Consider the following 19,306-nt stretch of genomic DNA (forward strand, 5'->3'; position numbering starts at 1 on the left):
GTGAAATTCTGCTGACGACGATGAGGCACAGATGTCGTGCCGTCGCAGGCAGCAAACGTAGCCCGGAGCACAGCGATGATCGATTACGATGAAGAGAAAACCAATTTTGCCGTAGCCATGCACTACGACCGAGACCGCTGCCTTCACGACATGGTGCGTGAACAGGCCCAGGCTGCGCCGCACGCGACGGCTGTCGTTTTCGGGGATACGGCTCTCAACTACCGCGAGCTTGATCGGCTTTCCGACGCATTGGCGGCCTACCTCGTAAAGCTCGGTATCCGCAGGGCTGACATCGTCGGCCTGTTCCTGCCGCGTAGTCTCAACGCCATCGTCTGCAAGCTTGCCATTCTCAAGGCCGGCGGCGCCTACCTTCCGCTCGATCCCGCCTTTCCGATCGAACATCTCGACTATGTCATCGGCGAATGCGAGCCGAAGGTGGTCTTCGTCGATTCGGCCTATGGCGATAAGATCAGCGTTGTTCCCAGCATGCGCGGCCGGGTTATCGAGGCCAGCGCGATCATCGCGGAAATGACGATCAGCCCACCGCAGCCGAGGCCTTCCGTCAAGATCGGCGGCGACGATCTGGCCTATGTCATGTACACCTCCGGTTCGACCGGCCGGCCGAAAGGCACCGCAATCGCGCATCGCAGCATCGCCCGAGTCGTCCTCGATCAGACCTATGTCGATTTCCAACCGGATGATGTGGTCCTTCATACCGCAACGATCGCCTTTGACGCGGCGACCCTCGAGATCTGGGGCGCGTTGCTCAACGGCTCCATGCTTGTCGGCATGCCGGACACGAGCTTCTCCGTCGCTCGGCTCAGCAACCTGATACGCGAAGCCGGCATCAGCATCATGTTCCTGACGACGGGGCTCTTCAACGTGTTTGCCGACCACGCCGACGGCGATCTGCCGAAGCTTCGGCATGTCCTGTTCGGCGGCGATGTCGGATCGGCGGTTCATGCGCGCCGCTTCCTCGACCGTCATCCCGGCTGCAAGCTCACGAACGCCTATGGACCGACCGAAACGACGGTTTTTGCCACGGCCTTCGAAGTGCCTGCGAACTTTTCCGAGCCGGAATTGCCGATCGGCAGGGCAATCGCCCATACCGGCATTGCCGTTCTCGACGAGGAATTGCGGGAGGTTCCGCACGGAACCGAGGGGCAGTTGGCAATAACGGGCGACGGACTGGCCATCGGCTATTTCAAACGCCCGGAAATGACCGGCGAGAAATTCGTGACGATCAGCACCAACGGCGGCCAAAAGCGGTACTATCTGACGGGCGATCTTGCCGTTCTGCATGCGGACGGCATGGTGGCCTTCAAGGGACGCCGCGACCGGCAGGTCAAGATCAACGGCAAGCGCATCGAACTCGATGAAATCGAAGCGACGCTGAGACGCGATCCGCGCCTTGCCGACGGTATCGTCCTCTGCCACGTCCAAAGCCCGACACTGAAGCGCATTGTCGCCTACCTGTGCCCTCGTCAGGGGAGCGCAGGTCCCGATTTCGTGCCGAGCGTCATGGCGGGGCTGCGGGCAGCACTTCCAGCCTACATGATCCCGAGTGCCGCAGTGGTCGTCGATGCATTCCCGCTGACGCCGGCCGGCAAGGTCGACCGCTCGAAGCTTCAGCCGCCGCCGATGGAGCAGATCGAGATCGCACCGGACGCTGTCGCCAAGAGCCAGACGGAGACACTTCTGACAAGGCTTTGGCAGGATGCGCTGGGCACGGCCAAGATCGATCTCGACAGAAACTTCTTCGACCTCGGCGGAACCTCGCTTCAGCTCATGGAAATCCATGCGGGCCTTGAGTCCGAGCTCGAACGCTCCGTCGACGTCGTTGCCTTGTTCAAGCACCCGACCATCCGCGAACTGGCGCGCTACGTCGACGGCAAGGCTTCGGGTTCGCCGCGGGCGATCGCCGCCGCCCAGCGTGCCGCTCTCCAGAGAAAGACCATGTCCCAATTCCGCAGGAGTTCTTCATGACGAAAGATTTCGACACCGGTCATGCCAATGGCGATGAGAGTGATTTCGATAGCAATCAGGATTGGGACAATCAGGATTCGGGCGGTATCGCAATCATCGGCATGTCCGGTCGCTTCCCGGGAGCGCCTTCGGTAGAGGCGCTTTGGCAAATGATTTGCGAGGGGCGCAATGCCTTCTCGCAATTCTCGCCGGAAGAACTCGAAGATGCCTTTACCGATGAGGAGCGCGCGCAGCCGAATTTTGTTCCGGCCCGCCCGCATCTTCGCGATGTCGAGATGTTCGATGCCGATTTCTTCGGCATGTATCCGCGCGAGGCGGCGCTGACCGATCCGCAGCATAGGGTCTTCCTCGAAATCTGCTGGGAAGCGCTCGAAAATGGCGGCTATGATCCGCAGCGCTACCCGGGAATGATCGGCGTCTTCGCCGGCTCCTCGATGCCGACTTATCTCATCAACAACGTTCTCGGCGATCGCGCCAAGGCGGAGGAATTCACCTCCAACTATCAGATCGGCTGTTTCCAACAGCTTGTCGGCGCGCTCAACGACACGCTTGCCACACGAATCGCCTATAAATTCAATCTGCGTGGTCCCGCCTTCACAGTACAATCGGCCTGCTCGACCTCGCTGCTCGCCGTATCACAGGCCTGCCAGAACCTCCTCACCTATAGCTGCGATATGGCGCTTGCCGGCGGTGTCTCGATCACCATTCCGCAAAGGCGCGGCTACATCTATCAGGAAGGCGGCATGGCCTCGCCGGATGGCACCTGCCGTCCCTTCGACGCGAACGCCGCCGGGACGGTCTTCGCCAGCGGCGCCGGCGTCGTCCTTCTGAAGCGCCAGGAGGATGCAATCCGGGATGGCGACCATATCTATGCGGTCATCCGCGGCTACGGCGTCAACAATGATGGTTCCGACAAGATCGGCTTCGTCGCTCCCAGCGTCGAGGGCCAGGCAGAAGCGATTTCGGCAGCCTTTGCGAATGCCGCCGTCTCGCCCGCGACAATCGGCTATGTCGAATGCCACGGCACCGCGACGCCGCTCGGCGATCCCATCGAATTCAGCGGCCTCAAGGGTGCTTTCTCGGAAGATCCGCCGGGGCCGGCAAGTTGTGCCCTGGGATCAGTGAAAGGCAATATCGGTCATACCGACGCCGCCGCCGGCGTTACCGGCCTCATCAAGACGGCACTGGCATTGGGCAGGGCGAAGATCCCGCCGATGCCCAACTACGAAAAGCCGAACCCACGCATCGATCTTGATCGCAGCCCCTTTTACATTCCGACCGAAATGATCGACTGGCCTGAAACGGACGGGCCGCGCCGCGCCGGTGTCAGTGCATTCGGCGTCGGCGGTACGAACATTCACGTTATCGTCGAGGAAGCGCCGGTGCGTCGCGCCGAGCCCGCGGATGAGCAGGATGAGCCATATCTTCTGCCTCTTTCGGCATCCAATCCTGCCGCCCTGTCAGCGATGCGGACCAATCTCGCCGACCATCTTGCCAACAATCCTGGGCTGCCTTTGGCGCAATTGGCGCACACGCTGCAGGCCGGCCGGCGTGAGTTCAATCATCGCCTTGCCATCGCCGCCAGCACCGTGGAGGAAGTGATCGATCGCCTTGGGGCGGAGCGCTACCAGTCGCTCGTTGCTGCGGATCAACCCCCGGTCGCCTTCATGTTTCCGGGGCAGGGCGCTCAATACCCCGGCATGGGCGCCGGTCTCTACAACTCGGAGCCGGAATTCGCCCGCTGGATCGATCGTGGCGCCGAGATCCTGAAGATGACGCTCGGCGTCGATCTGCGCGATTACATCTGCCACACCGGCCCGGTCACGCAGTCAATGGCCGACGAGCAGCGCGAAACGCGCATCGCCCAGCCCTGCCTCTATCTCGTCGAATATGCGCTGGCGCGGCTATGGTTGAGCCGCGGCGTCAAGCCCTATGCGATGATCGGCCATAGCGTCGGCGAATTCGTCGCCGCAACGCTTGCCAATGTCATCTCCTTCGAAGACGGCTTACGGCTGGTCGCCAATCGCGGGCGGCTGATGCAGAACCAGCCGCACGGTGCAATGGTGTCCGTTCGCGCCGATGCCGAAACCGTCGCGATGCATCTGCGCGGCAAGGTCGAAATCGCCGCGATCAATGCGCCGAAACTCTCCGTTATCTCCGGGCCATTCGAGGATATCGATACGGTCTGCACCATTCTCGAATCCGCCGGCATCGCCTTCAGCCGGCTGCATACCTCGCATGCCTTCCATTCAGCGATGATGGATGACGCCGTCATTGCCCTGCGTGAAGAGACGGCGAAGACTACCTACGGCACGGCCACCGTGCCGTATATTTCCTGCGTCACCGGCGACTGGCAGACCGGTGAACGTGGAACTTCGCCGGACTATTGGGCGAGCCATTGCCGCGATGCGGTTCATTTCGCCGATGGTCTGATGACGCTCTGCCGTGGCCGGAAACCGGTGCTTCTGGAAGTCGGTCCCGGTCGAACGCTCTCAGTCTTTGCCGCACAGACGATTGCCCGCGACGCCCTTGCCGCCGTCGTGCAGTCCTTGCCCGAGCATGATCGTGCCTTTGCCGCTTCCGAGACCCTGGCGGAAGCACATGGCAAACTCTGGATGGCCGGCTACCCGCTGGAATGGCCGGCTCTGCCTGCCAGCGCCCAGCATCGCCTCGCTCTGCCGACCTATCCGTTCCAGCGCCAGCGCCACTGGATCGACGCGCCGCAATCCTCCCGCCGTGCGTCGAGCCAACCGGCTCTGCCCACTGAAATTCCTGAGCCCGCTGCCTCTTTCGCAGCCGATGTCAACCTTGTCGATGAGAACAACGCCATGAACGTCGTAACACCACTTTCCCTTTCCGATCGCGTCCTCACACTTGAAACATCCCTGTTGACCTTGCTCAGCGAAATGTCAGGGGAGACGTTGGGGGTTACCGAGCGGGCCGTGACTTTCCTCGAACTCGGTTTCGACTCGCTGTTCGTAGGCCAGTTCGCGCAGCGCATCGAGAAGGAATACAAGGTCAAACTCTCCTTCCGCGAGCTGCTCAGCAACATTCCCTCCGTCGCCGATCTGGCTCTGCATCTTGACCAGCAGATGCCGCCGGATGCAGTGAAGCCAGCCGCTGCACCGCCGGTGGCGCCGGTTGTCGCTTCTGCCGCGCCCGTTGCCACGGCACCGTCCCCGGTCGCAATTCCGATGGCGCTTCCAGTCGCCCCGATGCCGATGGTATCAGGCGCTTCGCCCGATTTGGCTGCCGTGCTGCAATCGCAGATCCAGTTGGCGCAGTCCTTGTTTGCCCAGCAGTTGCTGATCCTGCAGGGCGGCACGGCGCTTGTCCCGCCCGCTGCTGCAATAGCGGCCGCCCCGCAATCGGTACCGGCGGTCGTGGCCACTCCCGCGCCTGTCATTGCAGCAGCCGCCAAGCCGGCGACGGAGGCAGCGGAAACCGAATTCGGCACGGAACGCATCAAGCTCTATCGCCCCGGCGCAAAGAGCCTCGCGCCGGAAATATCCAACGCGAAACGCGCCTTCATCGCCGACCTGACTGCCGCGTATGAAGCGAAAAATGCCAAGTCCAAGGCCTTCACCAAGGACAATCGCCATTGGCTCGCAGACCCGCGCACGGCCTCCGGCTTCCGCGCCGACTGGAAGGAAATGGTCTTCCCGATCGTCTGCGATCATTCCAAAGGCGCACACATCTGGGATGTCGACGGCAACAAATACGTCGATCTGGTCAATGGCTTCGGGCAGACTGCATTCGGTCACGCCCCGGATTTCGTCATCGAGGCGATCAAGGCGCAGGCCGATATCGGCTTCGCCATCGGCCCGCAGACGCCGCTTGCCGGCGATGTCGCGGGCATGATCGCCGAGGTGACCGGCCATGAGCGGGTTACCTTCTGCAACACCGGCTCGGAAGCCGTCATGGCCGCCATGCGTCTTGCCCGCGCAGTTACCGGCCGTGACCGCATCGTGGTCTTCGCCAATGACTATCACGGCCAGTTCGACGAAGTACTGGTCAAAGGCCGCAACCGAGCTGACAGGCCGATCGCCTTGCCGATCGCGTCCGGCATTCCGATGGCGTCGGTATCCAACATGACGGTGCTGCGCTACGGCGCACCGGAAAGCCTCGACTTCATCCGCAACAATGCCGATGAGATTGCGGCCGTTATCATTGAACCTATCCAGAGCCGCCATCCCGAATTGCAGCCGATCGAATTTGTTCGTGAACTGCGTGATGTCGCCACCAAGTCTGAATTTGCCCTGGTCTTCGATGAAGTCGTCACCGGTTTCCGCGTCGATCCCGGCGGCATGCAGGCGATTTGGGGCATCAAGGGCGATATGGCGACTTATGGCAAAGTTGTCGGCGGCGGCATGCCGATCGGAGTTCTGGTTGGAAGCGCGCGTTTCATGGATGCTCTCGACGGCGGCCATTGGAATTATGGCGATGACTCCGTTCCCATGACCGCCCCGACTTTTTTTGCCGGCACATTCGTGCGCCACCCGCTGGTGCTCGCCGCGGCAAATGCCGTCCTGCATCACATTAAGGGCGAGGGTGCGGAACTTTATGGACGAGTCGCCGAACGAACCCAGGCGCTGGTCGCCGAGATGAAGGCGGAGCTTGCTAAACGGGGCATCGCCGATGTCGTTCACGGCTATAAGAGCTGGTTCGCCGCCGACTTCAGCAGCCAGGATTCGCTGGGGTCGTTGTTCTACGCTCAGATGCGCCTGAACGGCGTCCACATCCAGGAAGGCTATCCATGCTTCCTGACAACGGCCCATAGCGAAGAGAATTTCCAGACGATTGCCAAGGCCTTCCGCGACAGTCTAGATGCCCTGCAGTCGGTAGGCATTCTCGCGCCTGCCGAAGATAGGTCAATCCCAGCCGTCGAAACGAAGGTGCCCGTCGTAGCGCGCGCTCCGCGGCCTCAATCCGCACCGCTGACCGAGGCGCAGACGGAAATCTGGCTGGCGGCGCAGGCCGGCGACGAGGCCTCGTGCTCTTTCAATGAGTCCTTTTCATTGAAGCTCGAAGGCGCTTTCGACGAGAAAGCGTTCCGCAAAGCCGTCGACACGGTCGTTGACCGCCACGACGCCTTCCACATCCGTTTTGACCGTGGCGGCCAGTTCTTCCACTTCATTCCGGATTTCAAGCTCGACCTGCCGCTAATCGACGGCGCCAGCGAAGCAGATCTGCGGCAGATCGTCGAAGACGAGGCGCTGACACCCTTCGACCTGGTAAACGGTCCTCTGGCTCGGGCCAGCATCGTGAAGCTTAGTGACGACAAGCATGTTTTCGTCTTCACCGGTCACCACATTGTCTGCGACGGCTGGTCGATCAACGTCTTCGTGGACGAGTTGTCGACCGCCTATGCCGCCTATCAACAGGGCGACACGCCGAGCTTCGAACCGGCTCTGTCCTTCGCCACCTATTCGACCGACTTCGCGCCGAAGCCGGAGAAATCAGGTGCAACGGAACAATTCTGGCTCGATCAATTCAAGACGGTTCCCGATCTGCCGGAAGTGCCGCTTGACCGGCCGCGCCCGGAATATCGCAGCTTTGCCGGGGGAACCTGCACCGGCTTCATCGGCGAAGAGGTCTACAAGACGCTGAAGAAGGCAGGGGCAAAATCGGGTGCGACGCTGTTCTCCACCCTACTTGCCACCCTGCAGGTGACAATCTCCAGGCTTTCCGGCCAGGATGACATCGTCATCGCCATCCCGTCGGCCGGGCAGAGCCTGATCGGCGACCAGATTCTTGTCGGCCACTGCGTCAATCTGCTGCCGCTGCGCCAGACCGTGACGCAGGCGGAATCCTTCGTGACGCACCTGAAGGCAACGCAGCAGTTGGTGTTCCAGGCGTTCGAGCATCAGGACTACACCTACGGCACGCTGGTGCGCAAACTCGGCATCAAGCGCGACTCACGGCGCCTGCCACTCACCGAGATTCAGTTCAATCTCGAGCGGATGGCCGGTGGCTCCGCCTTCGGCAACCTCAAGCCCACGATCGAGCCGAATGCGAAGGCCTTCTCCAACTTCGATATGTTCTTCAACATGATCGAGGCAACGGATCATATTCGCATCGACGTCGACTACAATGCCGACGTCTTCGACCGCGCTACCATCGAGCGCTGGATCGGCCATTTCGCGACGCTGGCTGCAACACTGGCGAAGGATATGGATCACAAGGTCTCCGACCTGTCGCTGCTGACAGCGGACGAGAAATCCTGGCTGATCGACAGCCTGAATCACACGGCGATGGACTATAATCATGACGAGTTTGCCTTCTCGCTCTTCGCCCGCAAGGCAGCCGAAAACCCGAATGCTGTCGCCGCCGAACATGACGGCCACACCATCACCTACGGTGAACTTGAAACCCGCTCCAACCAGCTCGCCCTCTATCTGCAGATGGCGATCCCCGAACCCGGCGAGCGCATCGCGCTTCTCGTCGAGCGCTCGCTGGAAATGATCGTTGCTCTCATGGCCATCATGAAGTCCGGGCACACCTATGTGCCGATGGACCCGGCCCATCCTGAGCCGCGGTTGCGTCAAACGCTGGATGTCGCTCGCGTTGGCGGCGTGATCTGCGACAGCGACGAAATGGCAAGGCTTGCAGCCTCGGGCACGCCCGTCATCCGTATCGACAAGGACGCCAAGGCGATCGGCTCGATGACGGGGGCTACCCTGAAGAGCCTGCCGACCGACACCACCGCTCCGGCCTACATCATCTTTACCTCGGGCTCGACCGGTATGCCGAAAGGCGTCGAAGTGTCCCATCGGGCGCTGACGAACTTCCTCCTCTCCATGGCGAAGGAGCCGGGATTCACCGCCAGCGACACGCTGATTGCCGTGACGACCATCTCCTTCGATATTGCCGGGCTGGAAATATACCTGCCACTGATATCGGGCGGAAAGGTCGTCATCGCCAGCCGCACGCAGGTACAGGACGGTTTCGCGCTGGTGAAATTGGTCAACGAGCACAATGCCACGGTGCTGCAGGCAACTCCGACGCTCTGGCAGATGTTGACGGAGGCTGGCCTCAAGGAACGGCCGAACCTGAAAATGCTTTGCGGCGGCGAACCGTTGCCGAAGGAGCTGGCGAAATCGCTGCTGACAATCGGGGGTGAACTCTGGAACATGTATGGCCCGACCGAGACGACGATCTGGTCTTCGTTGCAGCGGATCACCGATGCGGATCAGCCGATCACCATCGGCCACCCGATCGCCAATACCCAGCTCTATATCCTCGACCAGAACAACCGCATCGCGCCGATCGGCGTGACCGGCGAACTGCATATCGGCGGCGACGGCCTGGCGAACGGTTATTTCGACCGGCTTGACCTGACCGAGAAAGCCTTCGTGCCGTTCTGCTTCGCTACCGGCAGGCCGAAGCGGCTCTACAAGACGGGCGATGTCGGCCGGCGTCTGGCCGACGGTTCGCTGCAACTGCTCGGCCGGCGCGACCAGCAGATCAAGCTTCGCGGTTTCCGCATCGAACTCGGTGACATCGAAGCCGTCGTTTCCAAAGCCGAAGGCATTCGCCAATGCGCCGTCGTTGCGGCGGAAAACCAGAAGGGTGACCGCTCTCTGGTCTGCTATGTCATACCCACCGTCAGCGGCACCGAACTTTCGCCAGCCAATCTCGCGGCGTATGCCAAGGCCAATCTGCCTGGCCATATGGTGCCGAGCTTCTGGGTAACAGAAAGCGAGCTGCCGCAGACCGCCAACGGCAAGCTCGACCGCAAGACCCTGCAGTTGCGCGGCGTGCCGCAGCGCGAGGCTGTAACCGTCAAGGTCGAACCCAAGACGGAGACGGAGCGGCGGTTGCTGACGATCTGGCAGGAGGTGTTGAACCTCGGCGAGATCAGCGTTGACGACAATCTCTACGCGCTGGGTGCCGACTCGCTGACCATCTTCCGCATCGCCGCCCGCATGCTTGATACCGGCCTGCCGCTGGAGGCGAAGCATCTGCTGCGTCATCCGTCGGTGGCCGAGCTGGCGGCCTTCGCCGACAGCCAAGGCGAGATCAAGGCTGATCCGGCTCAATACCACGTTCCATCATTGAGAGATTTCCGTAACGGCGCACGCCGCGGATTGGAGAGGGCAATATGAGTACTGTTGAAAACAGCCCCGTAGGCCACGTTGCCGATCTGGAGATCATCGGCGAGTTTCCCTGCACGCAGACGCAATTGCGCTGCTGGATTCTCGACCAGTTGCTCCCCGGCAATCCAGCCCTCAATGTTGCGGTTCGCTGGGAAATTCGCGGTGCATTCAAAGCCGCCACCATCGAGCAGGCCTTTCGCAAGGTGATCCAGCGTCACGAGATCCTGCGGACGCGGTTCATCGAAAGGGAGGGCCGCCCCTATCAGCAGGCGGTCGACAGGATCGATTTCAAAATGTCGGTGATCGACCTGCGCAGCATGGCGGCCGATCAGCGTCAGGCAAGAATTATGTCGATCGGCGAGGAGACGGCGCAGGCTCCTTTCGACCTTAGCAAGCCCGGGCTCTTTCGCGTCTCCTTGCTGATGGCCGAAAATGACCGCGGGGTTCTCCTCATCACCGCCCATCAGAGCTGCTTCGACGGTTGGTCGATCCGCGTGCTCGGACGCGAAGTCGGAGAAATCGCCGCCGCAATCGATGCTGGCCGGCAGCCGGTGCTGCCGGAATTGCCCCTGCAATATGGCGACTATGCCCTTTGGCAGCAGGAATATCTGCAGAGCTACGGTTTCGAGACGGAAAAGACCTTCTGGAAGGAAAAACTCACCGGTGCGCCTTACTTCGAAGTCACACCGGATCATCCCCGCGGCCGCGTGAAGACCAATCACGGCAATATTCTCTCCATCGCGCAGCCTCTCGCCTTCAGCGAGCGCATGGACGCCGCTGCGCGCGCTCACCGCGTTTCGCAATATAGCTATGGCGCTGCCATCATCAGCGCCATGCTGCATCGGCTGACGAACGCTCAGACCGTGATGTTCGGTTCGCAGGTCGCAGGCCGCGAACATTCCGATCTCGAAGACCTAATCGGCGTCTTCATCAACAACCTCGTACTACGCTTCAATTTCTCTTCCGACATCTCGTTCGCGCAGCATATCCATTCGGTCAGCGAGACGGTGGAGGGGGCGCTGAACCACCAGCGCATGCCGTTCAACAAGCTTGTGGAGCTGATCAACCCGGTCCGCGATCCCTCGCGCAATCCGCTGATCTCCGTGAACTTCAATCTGCAAAAGGCATTTTTGGAGGATCACCGCTATGGCGGCTTCGAGCTGATCAGCTCACCCTCGCAATCGCCAGGCGTCATTTACGATCTGAGTTTCATCATGATCGGGCGGCCGACGGGCTGGCGCATGTCGATCGAATATAACGCCGATCTCTTCGACGCACGCACGATCGAAAGCCTATTGCAGCTATGGCAGAAGGCCTACGAGATCGCCCTCGACCATCCCGAGGCGTTATTGTCTTCGCTGACCGTGCCCGAACGGCAGGCGATCGCTGCCGCCAAGGACGCGGCGGCCGAACTTTCCGCAAGCCATGCTTTGACCGATACGCCGGTGGCGAAGAAGACGGCGGCGCTCGCGGCCCTCTGGCAGGACATTCTCCAGGTTCCGCAGGTACGGCCGCAGGATGATTTCTTCGCGCTTGGCGGTCATTCCCTGCTGGCGCTGCGGCTGCTATCGGCAGTGCGGGATAAATTCAACGTCAAACCGACGCTCGAACTTTTGTTCAAGGAGCCGACGCTCGAAGGTTTTGCCGCTGCAATCTTCGATGCGCCGAAGACGCAGGAGCCCGCCACCGGGATCGTCAACCCTTGGGAGTTGCTCACCTGCAAACACGGCACAGGTCCGGCCTCGCTTTATACGCTGAACCACCCCTTGCTATTTTACCGCCTGGCAAACGCATTGCCGGATACGATATCGGTTCATAATATCAACATGTTCAATCCCGATCTCAGAAAGGGTCTGGCTGATCTGCGTCTCGAAGACATCGCTCGCTATGCGGTCGACGCCATGCAGATCGACGTCAACGCCGGACCTATCGCCCTCGCCGGGCTCTGCGTCAACGGCACGCTGGCCATGGAGGTGACCAGACAGTTGCGGGAGAAGGGGGCTGATGTCAGCTTCACCGCCATTATTGACACATGGGCGCCCGGATACTTCGCCTCGTTGCCGAAAAAGGAGCAAAAGCGCTGGAACAGGGAGCGGCGCGTCAAACGCCTTGCTTATTTCACCAAGAAGGTATTGTCGGGCAGGATGCCGTTGATCGTCTACCTCAAGGAGTTCAACTTCTCGCTGGCACTTCTGAAAATGTTCGGCGTCAAAGCTGGGCAATATTCACCTGACGAAGAGGCCAATGCGGCGGTGACGGATCTGCTGGTGGCGGCTGCGCGCAGCTACAAGCCGGTGCAGAACAAGGATCCTTCTGTGATACTGCTGCGCAGCCAGGCCAATCATCCCCGCGCTCGCAAACTGCTGTTCGGCTGGGGCGACGCGGTGGCGGCAGATACGACTGTTGTCGACATTAAAGGCTGGCATGAGGACTCGGTGGCCGAACTGGCATCGGTCGTCTCCAAGAAGTTCGGCGGCGCTTAAGGCGCCGCTTCGAAAACTATCCGGCGAAACCGCATAGGAAACGCGATCATGGATATGACCAGACCTTTGAGGATCGGTATTCTTGCCGGGCATGAGGACCGATTCGAAAATTGGGAGCTGATGGTCCTCGACCGGATTGTCGCCGATCCGCATTTCGAACTCGTCACGCTGATCATCCACCCGCGTGCGTTCGGCAACCGGAAGACATCGCCTTTGTTTGCTTTGGGAGCGCGTTTGGAAGGCAAACTTCTGGCCCGGCAGCCTGCCTATACTCCGAAGCATTTCGATGTCGGCCGGCAGCGGCTCGATTATCTCGAAGCCATTGGCGGCCGCAACACCACCAATGGCACCGTCGCACCCGCATCGTTCAAGCGTCTCGATCTCGATCTGGTCATACGCACCACGCCGGAAGGTTTGCCCGACGATGCGATACAGGCGCTTCCCTTCGGAGAATGGGCCTTCAACTTCTCCGACCAGCGATCGGAACATACCGATTGGTTCAGCTACGGCAGCATCATCGCCAATGCGCCGACGACGGAGCTGATGCTTTATGCCAAGCGTGGCGGCGAAATGCCCGTCGCCGAAATTGCCACCTCATCATTCAACATCAAGTTCAGCGCGGCCCGCAATGCCGCCTTTGTGCGAGAGCGGGGCGTGACGCTTCTGATGCGCGAGCTCGCGCGTCTGGCAGATACCCGCAGGCTTGATGCTCCCCCGATGGCGCGCCTCGGGGCGACATCGGCCCCATCGTCCGGCGATCTCATCCGCTATGCGGGAGCTTTATCAGGTTATCTCTCAGCAAAGTCGCTCAAAGCATTGAAAACAAAACTGCGTTTTGGATCGTCAATCTGGACGCTTTACACCGGTCGCGGCCGGATCGATGATTTCGATCCCAAGCAGGCGATCGAAATTCCCCCGACCAACGGCGATATCAAGGCCGACCCATTCCTCTTCCAGCACGATGGCGAATGCTACCTGTTTTATGAAGCCTATGCCGATGGCGACCGAAAGGCGCATATCGCCGTCGGCCGCTTCAACGGCGACACGGTGGAGCGGATCGGCGTGGCACTGGACCGCCCGCACCATCTTTCCTATCCGTTCGTCTTTCGCGAAGGCGACGACATCTTCATGATGCCGGAGACGCATCAGTCGGGGCGGCTCGAGATCTGGCGCTGCACCGAATTTCCGCTCAAATGGGAGCTTTATTCGACCGCCCTCGAGGGCCAGTCGGCCGCCGACAGCATTCTGATGCGTCACGACGGCAAATGGTGGCTCTTCACCAATCTCTCGGATCATCACGCTTACGAGGATCACTGCAGCGAACTCTATATCTTCGAGGTCGACGGTCCCGAGCTGAAGCGCGTCGTGCCACACAAGCGCAATCCTGTCGTCATCGGCAGCACCGTGGCCCGCAATGCCGGCCGCATCTTCGAGCGCGACGGCAAGATTTACAGGCCATCCCAGCACAATGCCTACGGAATCTATGGCTACGGGCTGAACATCATGGAAATCGAGCAACTCACGCTCGATGACTATAGGGAGCGCTGCATCCGCACGATCACACCGGACTTCAAGACCGGACTTCTCGGCTGCCATCATTTCGATGCCGCCGGTGGACGCTATATTATGGATGCGAGATTGAGCATCTAAAGCATGTCGCGCAAAAATGCGCAGCGGTTTTGCGATAACGACACGCGCAAAATCAACAAGCTAAAGGGCTTGGCGCGAATCCCGGAGATCGCAATGCGCTTTGGGCGTCTCATCCTCATTGCTGCGATAGCGCAGGCTGACCGGGCGGCCCTTTGTCAAAGCGAGGACGGCGCCGGCGAACGTCACCGGCGTTTCGACCTCAAGAATCCGCCAGTTGAAAGGCGCCTCTGGATCGCCGTCCAGTCGCTCCAGTCTTGGTTCGTTTGCCCAATCGAAGGTCACGTCGAAACTGTCGAGCGCCAGCGAGAGCCCCTCGCCATGCGCCTTGACGAAGGCCTCCTTGCGCGTCCAGCAGCGATAGAAACCCTCAAGATAGGCCTCCGGCGGCAGGGCCCGCAGGGTCAGACACTCCTTATGGGAAAAGAAGCGCCCGGCGATATCCTCCTTGAGAAAGCGGATTTCCTCGATATCGATGCCGAGTTCATAGTGGTCTGAGATGGCGAGCGCCGCGAGATCGGCGCTGTGGCTGAGATTGAAGTGGAATGGGGTGCCGCCAGAGAGGGCTACGGCGGGCTTGCCGTAGTCGTTATAGGCGAAGCGCACATTCTGTGGCGGCAGGCCCAGATACTGCCCCAGGATCGACCGCAACCGTCCTCTTCCGACGATGAACCTTTGTCCGTCACGCTCGCGCACGAAGCGCTGAGCTCGTGCCAGCTCCTCGGCGGATAGCAGTGCCGCGAATTCCTCAACAGAAGACGGCGGCGCATCGAGGCTCCAGGTCCAGACGTCGATGAGGTCAGGGCCGATGACTTCGAAATTAGGTCGTTGCATAGGACAGCTTGCCGCTGGCGGTCGGCCCTTGGCGAACCATACGCCGTGCCAGATAGGCCATCAGCGCTGCCGGATAGTTCTCGCCGAGACTGATGCGGCAGGTGCGCTTTAGGATATCCAACGTTTGTGAGCACATATCAGGCGTATACTCGATCTTCCGATCGGTCCAATTGTAGGGGTTCATCGCCGGGTGCCCGCTGCGCTGCTGCAGCACCGGCTGCCAATTGGTGTAGACATGGCGGCTGGAATCAAAGAGCCGGTAGACGCCGCGCTTGTTCTCCTCGGCAAACTGCCTGGCGTCATCAGGCGTTTCGAAGATGACATGCAGGCCAGCGGCATTGGCGACATCATTGTGCGGACCGATGCGCATCCTGTTGCTCTTCGACAGGATCCCGGTCATCAGGTCGTAGCGCTTGCGCATGCGCTCAATCATCGGATCGAGCCGCTTGAGCTGTACGTTCAGCATGGCACCCTGGATCTGGCTCGCCTTGAAATTCACGCCGAGCATCGGCGGCTCGTTGGCATTGTCTAGATGACCGCGAAACAGCGAGCCGATGTCGTGATACATGCGCGCCCGGGCGAAAAGCTGCGGATCATTGGTGACGACGGCACCGCCTTCGCCGATATTCATGTTCTTGAATTGGTTGAAGCTATAGGCGCCGAGATCGCCGATCGTGCCCGTCCGCTTGTCCTTGTAGCTCAGGCCGACGGCCTGGCAGGCATCCTCGATGACGATGAGACCGTGCTCGCGGGCGATCTGCATGATGCTGTCCATGTCGCAGACCATGTTCGACATGTGCACAGGGATGATTGCCTTCGTCTGAGGGGTGATTTTGCGGACGATATCGGCAGGGTCCATCGTCAGTGTCTGGTCGATGTCGACCAGCACCGGCACGGCGCCGGCGGCCAAGGGCGCGGCGGCGGTTGCGATCCAGGTATAGGCCGGCACCAGCACTTCGTCGCCGGGGCCGATGCCGGCGGCGACCAGCGCCGAAATCAGTGCCCCGGTACCGCTGCTCATCGTCAGCGCGTGCTGAACGCCGAATTTGGCGCAGAAGTCGGCCTCGAACCGCAGGAGGGGACCGCCGGTATCATCGCCGTAGCGCGCCAATTTTCCCGAGGCAAACACCGGCGCAAGCGCCATCCATTCCCGCAATCCGACCTTGGCCATATCTTTCGCTCCCGATAAAATCAGCGGCTCTCGTCTTTGAGCCTAGCGCCCGTTCACCGCATTTTCAGCATGGCTTTCCGGCCAGAAAGGCCGCACGCGCAGCGAAGCGACCTATCCAAAATCGGTAGTTGATATGCTCGTCTATGCCGATTGGACGATTGTCCGCGAAGCAGCGATTCCGATAGAAAAACAAAGAATTGTGGGTGAATGTTATCATGGCGATTCGCGACCTCAGATCGGCCCCCGACGACATGATGTTGCATGCCGATACAGCCATCGTTGACGGCGGCCTCGACTAAAAAGACCGCGCGAAAACTCGCTGCTTGCCTTTCCCTGTTAGTCGAGGCGGAAATAGAAACCGGCGCTTTCGCTTCGTCCCAATTCCGGATGAGTGTCGATGAGGTGAGACAGGGATGGGATCGCCCAGCGGTCGACCTGCCTATAACCGAGCTGCGTCACATCGCTCAGGAAAGTGGCTTCATCCCGCATTTGATAGGGCACATAGGCGCCGCTTATCCGTTCCAGCGTCACAACCATGCCCCTCTTGTGAAGAGCGACCTTGTTGAGGATCAGATGCCGAGGCAAAGCGGGCAGGCGCTGCAACAGTCTGGAGAGCGGCACGTCCAGATATTGCATCAGACCGGACCCGAGGAAAAGCGGTATGCCGCCCGCGTCCTCGATCCGGTCGACGAAGCTGAGGCCGGCCAGGCCGTCGCGCTCCGCCAGACGCCGCCCGACTCGGATGATGGAGGGAAGGTCGTAAACGACCCAGCGGAAGGATTCATCGATCGGGAGCAACGGACGGAAAGCTCTGTATTTCGTCCCCATATGGCCGCCGGCATCGATCACGCCATCTACCTCCTGCATCAGGTTGCGCATCCAAAACATCACCGGATAGTCCCACGGTAAGACTTGGCACATGAGGGAGAAGCCGGCATTGGCGATTTCCTCATGGTCGTAACCGGCCATTGGCATGGCCTTGGCGGCGGCAAAGGCAGCCTCATAGGAGCTATAGGCTCCGGTAAATCGCCGCGGAAAGGGCGATAGGTAGCGCAGGCGTCCGCCGGCGGCGCGCAGCGGTGATAAAGACCGGCCAAGGCTTCGAACCGTCCCGCCAAGGAATGAGCGCGTGTTCTCTGACAAGGATGCAGTCGCCATTATTGTTTCCTCAACTGGCCCAAACGGCCTATCTCAGTTGAAAAATCACGCCTATCGCCGGCCGACTGCAAAGATCGGGATCGGGATGCCGATCACCTTTTGAAGGACCGCAAGAGTGAGAACGTAGGTCGCTCCGCCGGAGACGACTTGTATCGCCAGCGTCACCAGATGCCGCAGCGCGGACGCTTCGGCGAGATAACCGAGCGAATAGACCGTCGCTGCCATAGCTGCGATGGCGACGGCGACGTAGGCGCAGTCGCTGATCACTCGCTTCCATGCAAGGCCCCCATAGTTGCGTTGCAGATGCATCGATATCGCAAAAGAAATCAGCGACGCCAGGCATTGGCCCAAAGCCGCCGCCTCGACGCCGAAGGGGGCGAGGAGGACGATCAGGCCGACCGAGATGGCGCCGTTGAGCAGGAGTGCTGCAGGCATATGCCTGATATTGCCGGACAGCGACAGCAACGGCTCGGTGACGTAGCCGGGCGTCAGCAGCACCTGCTTGGCCGACAGGATCGTGACGAGAATCGCCGCCGGCGCCCATTTGTTTCCGAGCACCACGTCGATCAAGCCGGATGAGATCAGCGACAGGCCGAGATAGATCGGCGCCGAGATCGCCATCAGCAGGGTCATGAAGGTGGTTGCGGAGGCGCCGACATCGCGGGTCGTTTTGCCGTTGGCATCGATCTTGACGGTCGCCCGGCGGAACAACGTCCAGGCAAGCATGCGCGCCGGCTCGCCGATGAGTTCGGAGAAGGCGGCGATGATCCGCTCGGCGACGCGGTAATAACCGGCTTCGGCGAGGCCGAGAAAGCTGCCGATCGCAAGCGTGCCGGAATAGGAACGCAGGAAGATGATCAGCCGGTTTGCCAGGATATGACGAGAAAATTCGAGGATTTCACGCGCGAACGGCAGGGTCAGGCGTAGTTTTGGATACCAGCGTGCGACGACGGCGGAAGCGAATACGCCGACGAGCAGTGTTGCAAGCCGTCCCGCCACGAGCGAGAAGATGTTCCAGCCGATCCACAAGCCGAGCATGGTGACGGCAAGCCCGGTCAGTTCGGATGCGACACGGATAGCCGCCTGTTTGCGCAACTGCCCCCTTGCGACCAGCAGTCCGTCATAGACGACCGAAAGCGACGAGGGCAGGAACCAGCAACTGAAGAGGCAAAGCAGTATGCCTTCCCAGGGCTGATGAAAGACAAACCAGACGACCGCGGCAATCGAGAAACCGACGATCGTTATCAGGATCCCGGAGATGATCGAGATCGTGCCGACCTGGTCGAGTTCGTCCTCAGTGCACTCCGTTTTCATGATGAACTCGCCCCATCCGCCCTCGGCAACGACGACGAGCAGGATCACGATAGCGGAACTATAGGCGTAGAGGCCGAATTCCGCCGATTCCAGCACGCGCGCCGCGACGAGGAAAACGACGAGCTGCACGACCTGGGAGACGATTTTCGAACCCAAGGTCGAAGCACCGTCGCCGATAACGGACGGCAAGCGCAGGCGGAGCCATCGCGGCAAGCCGAATCGACCCGTAGGTGAGGGGGGGTGGGGCAATCCGTCCATCAGCACACCGCCTGAGTCGGACGAAAGGACGGCGGGATCCCCTCGTTTTTCCACAGCCAATCCGTTGCAACCCCACAATATTGAGTGGGATTCTTTAAGAAAAACCAGATTTTCTTAAGAGGACTCATGTATTGTTCCCATTCGGAACACAATCTTGCGCCAAGGGGGACACTCCAAAAACCAAGCAAATTGGCGCTGAACGGCCTGACGTTACGTAAGTTGCGGCCTGGGCCTGTAAGGATGTTTTTGGTTGGTATTCGCCCAACAGAGGGTTTTTCGTAAACTGTCATGAGACAACATGCAGAACAGGTTATGAAGGACGTCGATCCCGATCGCACCACAGCCGGGCGGCGGCG

Annotated in this window: 8 protein-coding genes; 4 read left to right on the plus strand and 4 right to left on the minus strand. The window is 60.4% G+C overall.

Annotated features, from left to right (window positions below; genetic code table 11):
- Positions 1 to 75: 75 nt before the first annotated feature.
- The 4 genes from K290_RS0100585 to K290_RS0100600 are packed head-to-tail and all read left to right on the plus strand — an operon-like array spanning position 76 to position 14,218.
- Positions 76 to 1,986 (plus strand): non-ribosomal peptide synthetase, encoded by a 1,911-nt coding sequence (locus K290_RS0100585; RefSeq protein ID WP_028750071.1) that lies wholly within the window; start codon positions 76 to 78, stop codon positions 1,984 to 1,986.
- Positions 1,983 to 10,094 (plus strand): hybrid non-ribosomal peptide synthetase/type I polyketide synthase, encoded by an 8,112-nt coding sequence (locus tag K290_RS0100590; protein ID WP_028750072.1) that lies wholly within the window; start codon positions 1,983 to 1,985, stop codon positions 10,092 to 10,094. Before K290_RS0100585 ends, K290_RS0100590 begins: the two co-directional genes overlap by 4 nt.
- The gene (locus K290_RS0100595) at positions 10,091 to 12,568 is read left to right on the plus strand and encodes a condensation domain-containing protein (protein WP_028750073.1); all 2,478 of its coding nucleotides are present in this window, start codon (positions 10,091 to 10,093) and stop codon (positions 12,566 to 12,568) included. Before K290_RS0100590 ends, K290_RS0100595 begins: the two co-directional genes overlap by 4 nt.
- Positions 12,569 to 12,616: 48 nt before the next feature.
- Complete coding sequence (locus tag K290_RS0100600) at positions 12,617 to 14,218, plus strand: glucosamine inositolphosphorylceramide transferase family protein (RefSeq protein ID WP_028750074.1); 1,602 nt, start codon at positions 12,617 to 12,619, stop codon at positions 14,216 to 14,218.
- A gap of 60 nt (positions 14,219 to 14,278) precedes the next feature.
- Here the strand turns inward: K290_RS0100600 and K290_RS33580 are convergent, their stop codons facing one another.
- The 4 genes from K290_RS33580 to K290_RS33585 form a co-directional block, all read right to left on the minus strand.
- Positions 14,279 to 15,049 (minus strand): 4'-phosphopantetheinyl transferase family protein, encoded by a 771-nt coding sequence (locus tag K290_RS33580; protein WP_051263898.1) that lies wholly within the window; start codon positions 15,047 to 15,049, stop codon positions 14,279 to 14,281.
- A complete protein-coding gene (locus tag K290_RS0100610) occupies positions 15,036 to 16,220 on the minus strand; it encodes a DegT/DnrJ/EryC1/StrS family aminotransferase (protein ID WP_028750075.1) in 1,185 nt (394 codons plus the stop codon). The genes K290_RS33580 and K290_RS0100610 overlap by 14 nt, the downstream gene beginning before the upstream one ends.
- 336 nt (positions 16,221 to 16,556) lie before the next feature.
- Positions 16,557 to 17,378 (minus strand): methyltransferase, TIGR04325 family, encoded by an 822-nt coding sequence (locus K290_RS0100625; RefSeq protein ID WP_028750076.1) that lies wholly within the window; start codon positions 17,376 to 17,378, stop codon positions 16,557 to 16,559.
- A 51-nt stretch (positions 17,379 to 17,429) separates the two neighbouring features.
- Entirely contained in the window at positions 17,430 to 18,848 is a 1,419-nt protein-coding gene (locus K290_RS33585) for an oligosaccharide flippase family protein (protein ID WP_161631233.1), read from the minus strand.
- Positions 18,849 to 19,306: the final 458 nt, after the last annotated feature.

The organism is Rhizobium leucaenae USDA 9039 (assembly GCF_000426285.1).
GTDB lineage: Bacteria > Pseudomonadota > Alphaproteobacteria > Rhizobiales > Rhizobiaceae > Rhizobium > Rhizobium leucaenae.

Coding starts and splice junctions, on each gene's coding strand:
- K290_RS0100600 (WP_028750074.1), top strand. CDS start 12,617: ATGGATATGACCAGACCTTTGAGGATCGGTATTCTTGCCGGGCATGAG.
- K290_RS0100625 (WP_028750076.1), bottom strand. CDS start 17,378: ATGGCGACTGCATCCTTGTCAGAGAACACGCGCTCATTCCTTGGCGGG.
- K290_RS0100585 (WP_028750071.1), top strand. CDS start 76: ATGATCGATTACGATGAAGAGAAAACCAATTTTGCCGTAGCCATGCAC.
- K290_RS0100590 (WP_028750072.1), top strand. CDS start 1,983: ATGACGAAAGATTTCGACACCGGTCATGCCAATGGCGATGAGAGTGAT.
- K290_RS0100610 (WP_028750075.1), bottom strand. CDS start 16,220: ATGGCCAAGGTCGGATTGCGGGAATGGATGGCGCTTGCGCCGGTGTTT.
- K290_RS33580 (WP_051263898.1), bottom strand. CDS start 15,049: ATGCAACGACCTAATTTCGAAGTCATCGGCCCTGACCTCATCGACGTC.
- K290_RS0100595 (WP_028750073.1), top strand. CDS start 10,091: ATGAGTACTGTTGAAAACAGCCCCGTAGGCCACGTTGCCGATCTGGAG.